This is a genomic window from Pseudomonas sp. H9 (assembly GCF_004353925.1).
GTDB lineage: Bacteria > Pseudomonadota > Gammaproteobacteria > Pseudomonadales > Pseudomonadaceae > Aquipseudomonas.
The window spans coordinates 1-707 of sequence record NZ_SMOK01000052.1 but is presented as its reverse complement, the minus strand read 5'-3'; the positions used below and the strand labels follow the sequence as shown (position 1 = coordinate 707).

Here is a 707-nt window from a genome sequence, read left to right as displayed (position 1 = left end):
CGTTCTTTAAAAATTTGGGTATGTGATAGAAAGATAGACTGAATGACACTTTCACTGGTGTTTATTCAGGCTAAGGTAAAATTTGTGAGTTTCTCTTAAGACTTTAAGAGTATTGCGAATTTTCGGCGAATGTCGTCTTCACAGTATAACCAGATTGCTTGGGGTTATATGGTCAAGTGAAGAAGCGCATACGGTGGATGCCTTGGCAGTCAGAGGCGATGAAAGACGTGGTAGCCTGCGATAAGCTTCGGGGAGTCGGCAAACAGACTTTGATCCGGAGATCTCTGAATGGGGGAACCCACTCAGCATAAGCTGAGTATCTTGTACTGAATACATAGGTGCAAGAGGCGAACCAGGGGAACTGAAACATCTAAGTACCCTGAGGAAAAGAAATCAACCGAGATTCCCTTAGTAGTGGCGAGCGAACGGGGACTAGCCCTTAAGTGGCTTTGAGATTAGCGGAACGCTCTGGAAAGTGCGGCCATAGTGGGTGATAGCCCTGTACGCGAAAATCTCTTAGTCATGAAATCGAGTAGGACGGAGCACGAGAAACTTTGTCTGAATATGGGGGGACCATCCTCCAAGGCTAAATACTACTGACTGACCGATAGTGAACCAGTACCGTGAGGGAAAGGCGAAAAGAACCCCGGAGAGGGGAGTGAAATAGAACCTGAAACCGTATGCGTACAAGCAGTGGGAGCCTACTT

Annotated in this window: 1 rRNA gene; it reads left to right on the top strand. The window is 47.0% G+C overall.

The features are described from left to right. Positions 1-170: 170 nt before the first annotated feature. Positions 171-707, top strand: a 23S ribosomal RNA gene (locus E1573_RS26630); the annotation flags it as partial.